The organism is Shewanella glacialipiscicola (assembly GCF_023283485.1).
Lineage (GTDB): Bacteria > Pseudomonadota > Gammaproteobacteria > Enterobacterales > Shewanellaceae > Shewanella > Shewanella glacialipiscicola.
In genome coordinates this window covers 1-14,090 of record NZ_JAKILU010000026.1, presented here as the reverse complement: position 1 = coordinate 14,090, position 14,090 = coordinate 1, and the positions used below count along the sequence as shown (strand labels likewise).

Genomic DNA, 14,090 nt, shown 5'->3' with positions numbered 1-14,090 from the left:
TCCTATTAATTTGCCACTATGCTGAGCAGTTTGCCCGGTACATAGATCACTTTACGTACAGTCAGGCCGTCTAGGTATTTGATCACGTGTTCATCACTCATGCCTAACGCTTCTACTGATTCTTTATCAGCATCGGCGGCTACGGTGATTTTGGCGCGAACTTTACCGTTGACTTGCACAACGATGAGCTTGCTGTCTTCAACCAGTGCTGCGTCATCAACGACTGGCCATTGGCTGTCTTCGATGTTGCTTGCATTACCTAACTCGTTCCACAGGTTAAAGCAGACATGCGGAATGATAGGGTACAGCAAACGCACGATGGCGGATAAGGCTTCACCGATAATGGCGTTGTCTTGGCCCGTGGTTTGTGGTGCTTTTTGTAGATGGTTCATCAGTTCCATCACGGCGGCAACCGCAGTGTTGAACATTTGACGGCGGCCGATATCATCGGTCACTTTAGCAATCGTCTTGTGGACTTCACGGCGCAGCGCTTTTTGATCGCTTGTTAACTTGCTGACATCTAAGGCTTCGCTGTTATCTTGGGCAATATGTTCACTTGCCAGTTTCCACAGACGTTTAATGAAGCGGTGTGCACCTTCAACGCCAGATTCTTGCCATTCCAGAGTTAATTCTGGAGGTGATGCAAACATCATAAATAGACGAACCGTATCGGCACCGTATTTTTCGACCATCACTTGCGGGTCGATACCGTTGTTTTTCGACTTAGACATCTTGCTCATGCCGGTATAAACCAGCTCGTTGCCGTCTTTATCGATCGCCTTAGTAATGCGGCCCTTGTCGTCTTTTTCTGTGGTCGCTACATCTAAAGGAGAAACCCACACACGGGCGCCTTTTGGATTGATGTAGTAAAACGCATCAGCCAACACCATACCTTGGGTTAGCAATTGCTTGGCTGGCTCGTTAGAGTTAACCAGACCTGCATCACGTAGCAACTTATGGAAGAAACGGAAATACAACAAATGCATACAAGCGTGTTCGATGCCGCCAATGTATTGATCGACTGGTAGCCAGTAGTTAGCTTTAGCAGGATCGAGCATTTCGTCTGCATGCGGGCTACAGTAACGGGCGTAATACCAAGATGATTCCATAAAGGTATCGAAGGTATCGGTTTCGCGCAGCGCATCTTGACCGTTAATTTGGGTTTTTGCCCATTCTTTATCGGCTTTGATTGGGCTTTGAATACCGTCCATCACCACATCTTCTGGCAGTAATACGGGCAGTTGATCAGCTGGCGTTGGGATCACAGTGCCATCGGCTAAGGTCACCATAGGAATAGGTGCACCCCAGTAACGCTGACGTGAAACGCCCCAATCGCGCAGACGATAGTTAACTTGGCGTTTGCCTTTACCTTCTGCGACTAACTTATTTGCGATGGCATTAAAGCCCGCTTCAAAGTCTAAACCGTCGAACTCACCCGAGTTAACTAGGATGCCTTTTTCGGTGTAAGCGGCTTCGCTGATGTCGACTTCACCATCAACTGGCTTGATCACAGCTTCAATCGCTAAAGCATATTTTTTCGCAAATTCGAAGTCACGTTGATCGTGGCCAGGAACCGACATCACTGCGCCAGTGCCATAGTTCATCAACACAAAGTTAGCCGCCCAAATAGGCACTTGCTTACCGGTTAGTGGATGAATGGCGAAAAGACCGGTTGCGACACCGCGTTTTTCCATGGTCGCGAGTTCAGCTTCTGAAGTTGTGCTGTTTTTGCACTCGTCAATGAAGGTTGCAAGCTCGGGATTGGTTTGCGCGGCAAGCTCGGCTAATGAGTGACCGGCAGCAATGGCTACATAGGTCACGCCCATTAAGGTATCTGGACGGGTGGTATAAATATCGAAAGTGTTGGCTGTGGCAGAGCCGTTGCTATCAGCCACACCAAAGGTGACTTCAACTCCTTCACTACGACCAATCCAGTTACGTTGCATGGTTTTAACCTGTTCAGGCCAGCCATCTAAGGTATCCAGATCGTTTAATAATTCTTCGGCGTAATCAGTGATCTTAATAAACCACTGTGGAATTTCTTTCTGTTCGACAGGTGTATCACAGCGCCAGCAGCAGCCATCTTGTACTTGCTCGTTTGCCAGTACGGTTTCATCGTTTGGACACCAGTTGACCGAAGCCGTTTTTTTGTAGACTAGGCCTTTCTCGTACAACTTAGTGAAGAACCATTGTTCCCAGCGATAATATTCTGGGGTACAAGTGGCAATTTCACGGCTCCAATCGTAACCAAAACCTAATAGTTTCAGCTGGTTTTTCATGTACTCTATGTTTTCATAGGTCCATGGCGCAGGCGCAGTCTTATTATTGATTGCGGCATTTTCTGCTGGCAAACCAAATGAGTCCCAACCGATAGGTTGGAGCACGTTTTTGCCTTGAAGACGTTGAAAGCGTGCAACCACGTCACCTATGGTATAGTTGCGTACGTGTCCCATGTGGAGTCTGCCAGAAGGGTACGGAAACATTGAAAGGCAATAAAACTTTTCTTTGTTTGCGTCTTCAGTGACTTCGAAGGTTTTGTTGTCATGCCAGTGCTTTTGCACTAGGGCTTCAATTTCTGAGGGATTATATTGCTCTTGCATCACTCTATTTCCGGCAGTGCCGCCTATTATTTGATCTAACGCCATATCAGCGCGAGTAAGATCTGCATAGAATAAACTAGAAGCGATGCATTAAAAAGGTTCGTATGAAGGAGTATTGGTTATGAATGATAGAAGTAACGTGTTATTAGGACTGTATCAATCCTTAATTACCGAAGTGAAGTCTCAGTTTTTAGAAGATAACACTATGACTGTAAAGAACTTATTTAATTCTGTCACTCAAGGGAAAGAATTTTTACGCCTTAAAGAACAGGCTGGTGAAGATGAGCTTGCTTTAGTAGAACAATTTTTAAAGCGTGATATTGCGAGCTTTTTGCGTGAACAAAACGCGAATAGTTTGAGTCACAGCCCAACGGTCATCACTTTAGAGAATACACTTTGGCATTGGCTCAGCGAAATAACCGACCGCAGTCAAGTAGAATGGCATGAGTTAACGCAAGACTTTAAGCATCATGGTTATTACCAGAGTGGCGATATTGTGAACCAAGGCATCATGGTATGCACTAACTGTGGCAATGAAATGAGTATTGAATTCCCAAGTACGATTTCTGATTGCCCTGAATGTGATAATGGAGAATTTACCCGCGAACCCCTCACGCCTTAACGAGCTTAGTGTGTTGCAGCATAAACGACGCATTTGCGTCGTTTTTTATATGAGAACTCGACGCTAGGACTCATTAGCTACTTTATCTATAACTAATGAGTCAACCTTAGCGATTGATAACATATTGTGCCGCAGGCTTACATCACTGGCTTTGCTGGCTAGGTAATTGGGTGCTGTATAGGTTAGCGTGATGACTGTTTTAACGCTGGCCTGCACTTGGCTTAGGGTTTGTATCCGCGCTTCTTTACTTAAACCGATAAATTTAGGCGTGGCAATGACCGCCAAGATCCCAAGCACAATTATCACCACGACAAGTTCAATCAAGGTAAAGCCTGCCGTATATTTTTTATTGACTTGGTAATACATGGTTTAAATCCTATTGCGCTTTAAAACGTCGGCCAAGGCCAAGTAAAACCAGTAGGCCGCAGAATATCAGTAACGGTGTTTGGCCTATTTTTGCGAACCAAGTTTGGCCAGTGACCAACGCAATAGTTGCACTCAGCACACCGGTTTCAAACTGGGGTAATGAAGCTGTGATATTACCATGCTCATCAACTACAGCAGTCACGCCATTATTGGTTGCCCGCAATAAAGGCCGTCCTAATTCTACGGCGCGCATTTGGGCAATTTCCATATGCTGCAATGGACCGTTTGAGCTACCAAACCAAGCGTCATTTGAAACCGTTAATAGGATATCAGTCCCTAAATTAACGCTATCACGCAACTGCTCAGGAAAGGCGATTTCATAACAAATGGCTGGCGCGATTTTATGCCCAAGGGCAGTTAAGTTTGGCTGTTGATATTCGCCTCTTTTAAAGGAAGACATAGGTAAATTAAAGAAAGGCGCAATCGGGCGCAGCAGTGCTTCAAAGGGCACAAATTCGCCTATAGGCAACAGGTGATGTTTCTTAAATTGATTACTGCCATCGCCCTCATAATCTGGGCCTGTTTGTTGTTTTTGATTGTGATTACCAAGCACAATCAATGAATTATAAAACTCATTGTTTTGATGGCTAATAATGCCAGTAATGATTGATGTATGGTTTAGATTGGCGACTTTATTGGCGTTATCTAAAAAGTCTTGCACCATAGACTCAGGCGCGGGGACGGCAGCTTCTGGCCAAATAATGATATCGGCATCAAAATGTTCGCGGGATAAATCCATGTATTTTAATAGGGTCGGCCATAGAGCATCGGGTTCCCACTTCATGCTTTGGGGAATATTGCCTTGCACCAGTGCGACCTTAATATTCTCACCTGTAGGATGAATGTCAGAAAATTTAGGGGTAGCCCAAACAGCCAGAATAGTCAGTGGCAGTAAAAACAGTAAACTTTTATAACGCTTAACAAAGCACAAAGCCAATGCACCTGCGAACATGGCCAGTACAAAGCTTAACCCTAGTGCTCCTATGATACTCGCAAGGGGTTTTAGCGGCCCTTGAGTTTGCGAGTAACCGGCCCATAACCAGGGGAAACCTGTCATCACCCAGCCGCGAGCCCACTCGGTTAAGGTCCACAGCGCGGGAAATAGGGCGAGATGACGCCAAAGGCTTAACTTGGCTTCACCATCATTGTGGAGCGTTTTGCTTAACCAAGCCAGTGCTAAGCCGGTTAGCGCGGGATACAAGGCTAAATACAAGGCTAACAGAGCCATCAAGCCAATAGAGGCGATGAGCGGCATGCCACCAAAGACATCCATGCTCACATGCACCCAGCTGATCCCTACGGCAAAACAGCCAAAGCCAAAGCTTAACCAGTAGTAAAAGCTCGCCTTAGCGCTAAGCGTTCGGCTATGCCAGAGGGCGATAGCCATAGCAAACGGATAGATAATCCAAATGGAATAGGGCGCAAATGAAAGCGCCGTACTGGCGCCAAGGGCAAATGCAAGTACGAGTCTCAAAGCACAAGGTCGGGACTTTTGTTGGGCAAAAGCCCGAATTTGTTTAAGCACGAGTGATTAGTCTATGTCTTGGTTAGTATTAGAATCGGGGAGTTTAACTCTGAGTTGGATCAAACGTCTGGTATCAGCATTAATGACTTTAAATTCTATGCCTTCAATGATGATGCTTTCGTTGCGCTCAGGCAGATGGCCAAAAGCATGTGAGACTAAGCCGCCGACCGTATCAAACTCTTCATCGCTAAATTCAGTGTTGAATTCTTCGTTGAAATCTTCGATTGGCGTTAAAGCTTTGACCATATAAACCGAGTTGCTTACTTTACGGATCTCGGTTTCTTCGGTGCTATCGTGGTCGAATTCATCTTCAATCTCGCCGACAATTTCTTCTAAAATATCTTCGATGGTCACCAGTCCCGATACACCGCCGTATTCATCGACGACAATTGCCATATGGTAGCGTTGCGAGCGGAATTCTTTGAGTAATACATCAACACGTTTGCTTTCAGGCACTACAACAGCTGGACGGATAACACGAGAGAGAGAGAACGGCTCGTCACTGTTAGAGAAACCATAAGGGATCAAATCTTTTGCCAGTAAAATACCTTCGATATGATCTTTATCTTCGTTCACCACGGGGAAACGTGAGTGGCCAGAACCTATCACAGTAGCCAGTAATTCTTCGACAGAGTTGTCTATCTGGAGGGCGACAATTTGAGCTCTTGGGATCATAATATCCCGAACACGCATATCAGAAACATCTAATACACCTTTTATCATTTCGCGGGTGTCTTGGGTGATCAAATCGCGCATTTCTGCACCATCAATCACATCGACTAGATCTTCGCGATTTTGAGGTTCGCCCTGAAATAGCTGACTTACTCTATCAAACCAACTTTTTTTGTGGGCGTTTGTACTAGGGGGGGTGTCGTCGCTCATAGTTTTCTCATTAGCGTTGATAGGATTATCTTGGCTAATTTACTGTTCCTTATATGGGTTGGTAAAACCTAACGTTTCAACGAGTTGGATCTCTAAAGATTCCATCTCTTCAGCTTCTTCATCTTCAATGTGATCATAACCTAATAGATGCAAGCAGCCATGTATAACCATGTGTGCCCAGTGTGCTTCTAAGGTTTTTTGTTGTTCACGGGCCTCATTTTCAACGACAGCCGCGCAAATAACAAGATCTCCGAGTAAAGGAAGTTCAATTTCTGGCGGAGCATCAAAGGGAAACGATAATACATTAGTCGGTTTATCTTTACCGCGATAGGTATTATTGAGCATTTGGCTCTCGCGGTTATCAACGATTCGTATGGTGAGTTCAGCTTTATCCATACTGTTGCCAATCGCAGTTCGAGCCCAGAGTGTGAACTGCTCATCGGTGGGCAGCCAGTCACATGTGGCGGCATGTTGAATATCTAATGCTAACTTAAGACTCATGTGTTGCGGCTTCCTGCTGTTGTTTTTGATACTGGTTTTCTTTATTTGCTTTTAAGCTTTGTTCTTTTAAATCAAAGGCCTCATAAGCTTCAACAATACGAGCAACCACAGGGTGGCGTACCACATCTTTGGCGACAAAAAAGTTAAAGCTGATTTCTTCTACTTGGCTTAATACTTCAATGGCGTGGCGTAAGCCTGATTTTTGATGCTTAGGTAAGTCGGTTTGAGTGATGTCACCGGTGATCACTGCACGGGAATTAAAGCCTATGCGAGTTAAGAACATCTTCATTTGCTCTATGGTGGTGTTTTGGCTCTCATCAAGAATGATAAAGGCATCATTTAATGTGCGACCACGCATGTAAGCCAATGGTGCCACTTCGATGACATTTTTTTCGATTAAGCGCTCCACTTTCTCAAAACCCAGCATTTCAAACAGCGCATCGTAAAGCGGACGTAGATAAGGATCGACCTTTTGACTTAAATCGCCGGGTAAGAAACCGAGTTTTTCACCGGCCTCTACCGCTGGGCGAGTCAGCAGAATACGGCGTACTTCTTGGCGCTCTAAGGCGTCGACTGCCGCCGCTACCGCAAGGTAGGTTTTGCCGGTTCCGGCAGGGCCAATACCAAAGGTAATGTCGTGGCGAGTGATATTAGCCACATATAAGCTTTGATTGGGGTTGCGTGGCTTAATGACACCTCGGCGGGTTTTGATATTGATACTGCTATCATCACTGTCGTCTGCTTGCTCTAAGGCGATAGCTTCTTGAATGGCGATATGTACTTGCTCAGGTTCAATATCGGGCGTACTGCCTTTAACCGTTTGGGTTTCAATATAGAGTTCTTTGAGTAAGTTATTCGCGCTTAAACAATTACGCGGCAGACCAGTGATCTGAAAATGATTATTTTTGCGGACAATCTCAACACCGACGCGACGCTCTATCTGCTTAATATTGTCATCTAGTGGACCGCACAAAGAGGCTAAACGGCGAGTTTCTGCGGGTTCGAGATACAAGTTCATGGTGGTTAATTTACTGGACAAATAGTACTCCCAATCGCAAATAAGAAAATAAGGCACGATGTTGGTTAACCATCGTTATACATCCTCAAACCAGCTTAACATGCAAAAACCGCGATTTTGAGGATGCGAGTATTGACCCAGTTTACGAGCCATAATCGATAATTGCTAACGGAAAATCGCAATTGATGCGTTAGCTAAATAAAGTACAGCAAAGCAAAAGGGCGACTAAGTCGCCCTTTTGGATATGGGTACGGCGCACGCTAATTTAAAGCCTATGGCTTAAATTGCGTCACACCTAGCTCATCATCTTGCTTATGCTTAGCCAAAATATCCGATGGGCGTAAGTTACGGCGTAAATCCATTTCATCTTCACCGCGAATAAATTTACCGCGTAATGAGTTAGTGTAAACGTCAACAATTTCTACATCTACAAACGTGCCAATGTGTTTTGGCTGGCCTTCGAAGTTTACTACTCGACTATTTTCGGTGCGGCCGCGCAGTTCCATTGGATTTTTTACCGACGGACCTTCAACCAGAATACGTTGTACTGTACCCATCATATGGCGGCTGTAGCGCATAGCTTGCTGAGTAATACGGTCTTGCAAAATGGCGAGGCGCTGCTTTTTTTCTTCCATATCAACATTATCGGGTAAATCGGCCGCTGGCGTACCCGGACGTGCACTATAGATAAAGCTAAAACTGTGGTCGAAACCTATATCTTCAATCAACTTCATGGTATCGGCAAAGTCTTCTTTGGTTTCGCCAGGAAAACCAATGATGAAATCAGAGCTGATTTGAATGCCTTCGCGGGCTTTACGCAAGCGGCGAATAATTGATTTATATTCAATCGCCATATGGCCGCGCTTCATCGCGGTCAGGATACGGTCAGAACCCGATTGCACTGGTAAGTGTAAAAAGCTCACTAGCTCAGGGGTATCTTCGTAAACGTCGATAATATCCTGTGTAAATTCAATTGGGTGGCTAGTGGTAAAACGCAGTCGGTCAATACCGTCAATTGCCGCGACATAACGCAGTAATTCTGCAAATGTACAGATAGCACCATCATGGGTAGCGCCGCGATAAGCGTTCACGTTTTGGCCAAGCAGGTTCACTTCGCGAACACCTTGCTCCGCCAATTGGGCGATTTCAAGAATGATGTCGTCCGATGGACGGCTGACTTCTTCGCCGCGCGTATAAGGTACGACGCAGAATGAACAATATTTACTGCAACCTTCCATGATCGATACAAACGCCGTTGGACCTTCGGCGCGAGGCTCAGGTAGGCGATCGAATTTTTCAATTTCAGGGAAGCTGATATCAATAACAACTTTGTCACCACGGCGTACTTGTTCAATCATCTCGGGCAAACGGTGCAAAGTTTGTGGGCCAAAAATAATGTCAACACACTGCGCTCTGTCTTTAATCGCTTTGCCTTCTTGCGAGGCAACGCAGCCGCCCACACCAATAATCAAATTGGGATTTTTATCTTTAAGCGTTTTCCAGCGTCCTAGCTGATGAAACACTTTTTCCTGCGCTTTTTCGCGGATAGAACAAGTGTTAAGCAAGAGGATATCTGCTTCAGACGCTTCGTCCGTCAAGGTGTAACCTTGATATTCGTTTAATAGATCAGCCATCTTGGATGAGTCATACTCATTCATTTGACAGCCCCAAGTCTTGATATGGAGTTTCTTACTCATCAGTTGTGTCGCCTAAGATGACCAATAAAAATAGCGCGACATTTTACCTGCAGTTACGGCTGCTGACTAGCTTTGTCCGCAATATTAGCCGTTGGCTTTTATAGTGCGTAATACCCTTATAAACACTAGGTTTGATATACTGACTGCAACACGGTTGTTATAACTTGCTGAGCATTAAGGCTTTCCGCTTAAATCGAGGCAAGAATAGCGATTGTCTCACGGATTTTTATACTCAAACCACTCAATATTTCCGTGAAATCTTGAACTAAGGCATAATCGAACGGGTGCGATCGAACATGGGTTTAGGCTGTGTGGGGTAAATCGCTTGAGTACATATAAAGGAAGGGCATTAGAGTGGTAACTAAGATGAGCCAGATTAACGAGACCCGTGCAGCGTTGGCATCCGATGCGCTGCATTCTGACATTATCCGTTTCGATGTGATTTTAGTCGGTGGCGGTATGGTCGGCGCAGCGACGGCGATTGGTTTAGCTCAACAGGGCTTGCAAGTGGCAGTAATCGAATCTTTCGCACCAGAGGCTTACCATGCTGAGCAGCCGTTAGATGTGCGCGTATCGGCGATTAGTGTCGCCTCTGAAGCACTACTTGAACGTCTTGACGCCTTAGAATCCCTGCTTAAAATGCGCAATGTGCCTTATCTTGGCTTAGAAACCTGGGAACTTGATGGCTGTATTACCCAATTCCACAGCGCGCAAATTGGTGCTAGTCACTTAGGTCACATAGTAGAAAACCGCTTAGTCCAACTTGCACTTTGGCAACAGATGGCTCAATTGGATGGCATCACCTTATATTGTCCAGATAAAGTAACAGCGTTTAGCCGCGATAGCGACGGCGTCAGTGTGCAGTTACAATCGGGTATCAAGCTCGCGGCTAAGCTTTTAGTCGGCGCCGATGGTGCCAACTCGCAGGTTCGCCAATGGGCGGGAATTGGTATTTCAGGTTGGGACTATGCCCAGTCGGCCATGCTTATTAATATCAGTACCGCGCAAGGCCAGCAGGATGTGACTTGGCAACAATTTACGCCTCAAGGACCACGTTCCTTATTACCGCTGCCTGGCAATAATGCTTCGCTGGTGTGGTACGACGACGCCAATCGAATTAAGCAGCTCATGCAGCTTAATCATAAACAGCTTGCAGAGCAGATAAGAGTGCATTTCCCCGCGCGTCTGGATGCTGATTTTACCGTTGAAAACAAAGGCAGTTTTGGCCTCACTCGTCGCCATGCTCAGCGCTATTACAGCGATAATATCGTAATTTTAGGTGATGCAGCTCACACTATTAATCCGCTAGCAGGCCAAGGGGTAAACCTAGGTTTTAAGGATGTAGAAGCATTTGTAGCGGTCATAAAAGAGGCGTTAGCCCAAGACAAAATTTGGTGGTCAAATGAAGTGCTTGCCCAATATCAGCGCCAGCGTTATCGCGATAACCAACTGATGATGACGGCGATGGACTTGTTTTATGCGGGGTTTAGTAATGATATTTTGCCACTTAAGCTGCTGCGCAATGGCGCGTTAAAGTTGGCAAATATTAATTCTCCTATCAAAAAGACCGTGCTCAAGTACGCGATGGGGCTTAATTAATTCTGAGTTGTGCGGTGTTCTTACCCTGTGGGTTGACGTGACATTTGTTGACTTGGGCTTTGAGTGCTAAAATGCCGCGTTTTTAGTAGCTATAGTCAGTTCAGTCGATACTTTGCGCGACGGGCTTTGACGAAATAACGATATTGAGTGCCATGAGCGAAATAAAATTAATCGTGGGTCTGGCTAACCCAGGCGCCGAATATGCACAGACTCGTCATAATGCCGGTGCTTGGTACGTACTTGAGTTGGCTCGAATTTGCGGCGCGACTTTGGTGGCCGACAGTAAGTACTTTGGGTTAACTGCTAGAGTCGTGTTGCACGGTAAAGATGTCCGTTTATTGATCCCAACCACTTATATGAATCTAAGTGGTAAAGCGGTTGGCGCATTAGCGAATTTTTTTCGCATTTTGCCAGAAGAAATTCTAGTCGCACATGATGAGCTCGATTTACCGCCTGGCGTGGCTAAATTCAAACTTGGTGGTGGCCATGGCGGCCATAATGGTTTGAAAGATATTATTGCTAAATTGGCTAATGATGAAAACTTCTACCGTTTACGTTTGGGTATCGGCCATCCCGGTGATAAAAACCAAGTGAGTGGTTACGTACTGGGTAAAGCGCCAGCTAAAGAGCAAGAACTTATCGAGGCGGCGATAGATGAAGCAGTGCGTGCCACCGAAATATTGTTCAAACAAGACATGGTTAAAGCCATGAACAGATTACACGCTTTTAAAGCGGAGTAGGTTTTGCCTTAGGTGAGACTTGCGTTAAGCAAATTAATCATTCAGTAATGTGCCGCTACAGGGCTGCACAACTAAAACTCGCTGATGAGTGTGACTTGTCAGCCAATAATTGAGAGAAAGGTAAGCATATGGGTTTTAAATGCGGCATTGTTGGTCTTCCTAACGTAGGCAAATCGACGCTTTTTAATGCGTTAACTCAGGCAGGTATCGAAGCGGCTAACTTCCCGTTTTGTACTATCGAACCTAACACGGGTGTTGTGCCTGTGCCTGATCCACGTCTGGATGCGTTAGCTGCGATTGTAAATCCACAACGAGTGCTGCCAACAACCATGGAATTTGTCGATATTGCAGGTTTAGTGGCCGGCGCATCTAAAGGCGAAGGCTTAGGTAACAAATTCCTCGCTAACATCCGCGAAACTGATGCGATTGGTCATGTTGTACGTTGTTTTGATGATGACAATATTGTGCACGTTGCTAACAAGGTTGATCCCGCTGGCGATATTGAAGTGATCAATACTGAATTAGCTTTAGCGGACTTAGATAGCTTAGAGCGCGCGGTACAACGCCAGCAAAAGCGTGCCAAAGGCGGCGATAAAGACGCTAAGTTTGAAGTAGATGTATTAGAAAAAATGCGCCCTATTTTAGATGAAGCGAAAATGCTGCGTTCAATGGATTTATCCAAAGAAGAACTAGATGCTGTGGCTTATTTGAACTTCTTAACCTTAAAACCAACCATGTATATCGCTAACGTGGCGGAAGACGGTTTTGAAAACAATCCGCATCTTGATGCTGTGCGTGCCATTGCTGCGACCGAGAACGCAATTGTTGTTCCAGTATGCGCCGCGATTGAATCTGAACTTGCCGAAATGGAAAGTGAAGAACGCGAAGAGTTTATGGCAGATTTAGGTTTAGAAGAACCGGGTCTTGATCGCGTTATTCGTGCTGGTTATGAATTACTTAATCTACAAACCTATTTTACCGCGGGTGTAAAAGAAGTGCGTGCTTGGACTGTGCCCGTTGGCGCTAGCGCCCCGCAAGCTGCAGGTGTCATTCACACCGATTTTGAGCGTGGTTTTATTCGTGCCCAAGTGATGTCATTTGATGACTTCATTGCTCACAAAGGCGAGGCCGGTGCAAAAGAAGCGGGTAAGTTACGCGTAGAAGGTAAAACCTATATCGTTAAAGATGGCGATGTAATGCATTTCCTATTTAACGTATAACTGCGGTTGTATAGGCTCGCAGTATTGAAAAGTTAAGCTAAGTATGAGTAATCGTGTGTTATTTAGCACATCTGTTGCTCAGTTTGGTGAAGTAATAGCCGAACAGCTTAGCCTAAGGAAAATAGCGGAAAAAAGCTGTTGACCTAGATACCTCGAATAAGCATAATACGCCCCGTTCCTCGCTGAGAGGGGCGTGTAATGTTGAAGTGGCAATGTAGCTCAGTTGGTTAGAGCACAGCACTCATAATGCTGGGGTCGCAGGTTCAAATCCCGCCATTGCTACCATTATATGAATAGTGCTTCACTTCATTCATTTAATGAGATTTTACACATTGACGGTTACGTCCATCTTTCTAGATGCAAAACAGAGCAGTGCGGGAATGGTGAAATTGGTAGACACGCCAGATTTAGGTTCTGGTGCCGCAAGGTGTGAGAGTTCAAGTCTCTCTTCCCGTACCATTTTTTAATATGTAATTTAGAAACATTGGCAATAGCGAATGTTTGAAACAGAGTTAGTTGGGGTATCGCCAAGCGGTAAGGCACTGGGTTTTGATCTCAGCATACCTAGGTTCGAATCCTAGTACCCCAGCCATTTTTTCTCAGTTTCCAAGTAGTTTTGGGGTATCGCCAAGCGGTAAGGCACTGGGTTTTGATCTCAGCATACCTAGGTTCGAATCCTAGTACCCCAGCCATTGGCAATGTAGCTCAGTTGGTTAGAGCACAGCACTCATAATGCTGGGGTCGCAGGTTCAAATCCCGCCATTGCTACCATATTTAACTCTGTTAAATTTATTTAATAGAGAAAAATCCAAAGTTGTTGAGTAAACAATTTTGGTACATTTTGATGCGGGAATGGTGAAATTGGTAGACACGCCAGATTTAGGTTCTGGTGCCGCGAGGTGTGAGAGTTCAAGTCTCTCTTCCCGTACCATCAAAATGCAATCTTCGATAGAAGATTAAAAATAGTTTATTGGGGTATCGCCAAGTGGTAAGGCACTGGGTTTTGATCTCAGCATTCCAAGGTTCGAATCCTTGTACCCCAGCCAAAGTTAAAAAGCCTGTCTTCGGACAGGCTTTTTGCTTTCTGGCTTTTCACTATTTACTACCATTTTATTCTGCTATTTTGTTTTTGTGTTTTCATTTGTTTAACCACCTCCTCCTTTTATCTATATTTATACCAACTCCATTAATTAACTGGTCAGCATTGCCCATCGTCTAGAGCACAACTTACTCACCCTTTCTTTATTCTCTACGAAGCTA

The 14,090-nt window shown here is 45.2% G+C and carries 10 protein-coding genes, 7 tRNA genes and 1 pseudogene; 11 read left to right on the top strand and 7 right to left on the bottom strand.

What is annotated here, in order from left to right:
• Window positions 1–5: 5 nt before the first annotated feature.
• The gene (leuS, locus tag L2717_RS15600; RefSeq protein ID WP_220773015.1) at window positions 6–2,600 is read right to left on the bottom strand and encodes a leucine--tRNA ligase; all 2,595 of its coding nucleotides are present in this window, start codon (window positions 2,598–2,600) and stop codon (window positions 6–8) included.
• A gap of 121 nt (window positions 2,601–2,721) precedes the next feature.
• Between leuS and L2717_RS15595 the strand changes: the two genes are divergently transcribed.
• Complete coding sequence (locus L2717_RS15595; protein ID WP_220772994.1) at window positions 2,722–3,222, top strand: zinc ribbon-containing protein; 501 nt, start codon at window positions 2,722–2,724, stop codon at window positions 3,220–3,222.
• Window positions 3,223–3,367: 145 nt separating this feature from the next.
• Here the strand turns inward: L2717_RS15595 and L2717_RS15590 are convergent.
• From L2717_RS15590 to miaB, 6 genes and pseudogenes are all read right to left on the bottom strand, one after another.
• Window positions 3,368–3,588, bottom strand: a pseudogene (locus tag L2717_RS15590) (type II secretion system protein); the annotation flags it as partial.
• Between the two features lie 10 nt (window positions 3,589–3,598).
• Window positions 3,599–5,173 carry an apolipoprotein N-acyltransferase gene (lnt, locus tag L2717_RS15585; RefSeq protein ID WP_220772993.1) on the bottom strand — a complete coding sequence of 525 codons (1,575 nt, stop codon included), beginning with the start codon at window positions 5,171–5,173 and terminating at the stop codon, window positions 3,599–3,601.
• Window positions 5,174–5,179: 6 nt separating this feature from the next.
• Complete coding sequence (gene corC, locus L2717_RS15580) at window positions 5,180–6,055, bottom strand: CNNM family magnesium/cobalt transport protein CorC (RefSeq protein WP_220772992.1); 876 nt, start codon at window positions 6,053–6,055, stop codon at window positions 5,180–5,182.
• A 39-nt stretch (window positions 6,056–6,094) separates the two neighbouring features.
• Window positions 6,095–6,556 carry an rRNA maturation RNase YbeY gene (gene ybeY / locus L2717_RS15575; protein WP_220772991.1) on the bottom strand — a complete coding sequence of 154 codons (462 nt, stop codon included), beginning with the start codon at window positions 6,554–6,556 and terminating at the stop codon, window positions 6,095–6,097.
• Complete coding sequence (locus tag L2717_RS15570; RefSeq protein ID WP_220772990.1) at window positions 6,546–7,595, bottom strand: PhoH family protein; 1,050 nt, start codon at window positions 7,593–7,595, stop codon at window positions 6,546–6,548. The genes ybeY and L2717_RS15570 overlap by 11 nt, the downstream gene beginning before the upstream one ends.
• A gap of 251 nt (window positions 7,596–7,846) precedes the next feature.
• On the bottom strand, window positions 7,847–9,271 hold the full coding sequence (gene miaB, locus L2717_RS15565) for a tRNA (N6-isopentenyl adenosine(37)-C2)-methylthiotransferase MiaB (protein WP_220772989.1): 1,425 nt from the start codon (window positions 9,269–9,271) through the stop codon (window positions 7,847–7,849).
• 366 nt (window positions 9,272–9,637) lie between these two features.
• On the opposite strand from miaB, the gene L2717_RS15560 reads away from it, so the two are divergent.
• The 10 genes from L2717_RS15560 to L2717_RS15515 all read left to right on the top strand — a co-directional run bounded on the left by L2717_RS15560 (window position 9,638) and on the right by L2717_RS15515 (window position 13,876).
• Window positions 9,638–10,870 (top strand): FAD-dependent monooxygenase, encoded by a 1,233-nt coding sequence (locus L2717_RS15560; protein WP_220772988.1) that lies wholly within the window; start codon window positions 9,638–9,640, stop codon window positions 10,868–10,870.
• A 152-nt stretch (window positions 10,871–11,022) separates the two neighbouring features.
• On the top strand, window positions 11,023–11,610 hold the full coding sequence (pth, locus tag L2717_RS15555; protein WP_220772987.1) for an aminoacyl-tRNA hydrolase: 588 nt from the start codon (window positions 11,023–11,025) through the stop codon (window positions 11,608–11,610).
• Window positions 11,611–11,738: 128 nt separating this feature from the next.
• Window positions 11,739–12,830 carry a redox-regulated ATPase YchF gene (ychF, locus tag L2717_RS15550; RefSeq protein ID WP_076496399.1) on the top strand — a complete coding sequence of 364 codons (1,092 nt, stop codon included), beginning with the start codon at window positions 11,739–11,741 and terminating at the stop codon, window positions 12,828–12,830.
• 208 nt (window positions 12,831–13,038) lie between these two features.
• Window positions 13,039–13,115 (top strand) — tRNA-Met (locus L2717_RS15545).
• An 89-nt stretch (window positions 13,116–13,204) separates the two neighbouring features.
• Window positions 13,205–13,289 (top strand) — tRNA-Leu (locus tag L2717_RS15540).
• A gap of 58 nt (window positions 13,290–13,347) precedes the next feature.
• Window positions 13,348–13,422 (top strand) — tRNA-Gln (locus L2717_RS15535).
• A gap of 25 nt (window positions 13,423–13,447) precedes the next feature.
• Window positions 13,448–13,522, top strand: a tRNA-Gln gene (locus L2717_RS15530).
• A gap of 2 nt (window positions 13,523–13,524) precedes the next feature.
• Window positions 13,525–13,601 (top strand) — tRNA-Met (locus L2717_RS15525).
• Between the two features lie 75 nt (window positions 13,602–13,676).
• Window positions 13,677–13,761, top strand: a tRNA-Leu gene (locus L2717_RS15520).
• A 40-nt stretch (window positions 13,762–13,801) separates the two neighbouring features.
• Window positions 13,802–13,876, top strand: a tRNA-Gln gene (locus L2717_RS15515).
• The last annotated feature ends 214 nt before the right edge of the window (window positions 13,877–14,090 follow it).